Genomic DNA, 602 nt, shown 5'->3' on the forward strand with positions numbered 1-602 from the left:
GGTGGGAGACTCTATCAAAATAACATCGGATCTAACTTATTCAGGAATTTTGATGCCAAGATATGAATCCAGTGATGATGAGCACATCGTTCTAAAATTAAAAAATGGTTATAATATTGGATTAGAATTAAACAAAATAAAAAAAGTGGAAATAATTTCAAAAAATCAGCCAAAAATAGAAACTGAATCTAAAAGTAAGAAAGATTCTTCATTACCAAAAATTCTTCTTTTATCGACCGGTGGAACTATTGCCAGCAAAATAGATTATCGAACTGGTGGAGTCATTCCGGCGCTAAGTGCTGAGGATCTAAATGCATCTGTTCCTGAATTAAATGAGATTGTTAATGTTGATACTGAAGTATTGTTTTCCGAGTACTCTGAAAATTTGATGCCGGAACATTGGAAAAAAATTGCAGAAAGATTGGATGGACTTGTAAATTCTGATTATCACGGAATAATTATTGCTCATGGAACCGATACAATGCAATACACTGCTGCTTTTCTTTCTTTTGCATTAGCTGGATATCCAATACCTATCGCTTTGGTGGGTTCACAGCGATCATCTGATAGACCATCATCCGATGCTGCACTAAATTTGATCC

1 protein-coding gene is annotated in these 602 nt (G+C 34.7%); it reads left to right on the forward strand.

All coding sequences use genetic code 11. The annotated features are described in order from the left end of the window. Positions 1-52: 52 nt before the first annotated feature. Positions 53-602 (forward strand): asparaginase domain-containing protein (locus tag V3W49_RS22860; protein ID WP_500148258.1); only part of this gene is annotated, 550 nt, incomplete at its 3' end.

Source organism: Rosenbergiella sp. YN46 (genome assembly GCF_036620675.1).
Taxonomy (GTDB): Bacteria; Pseudomonadota; Gammaproteobacteria; order Enterobacterales; family Enterobacteriaceae; genus Jejubacter.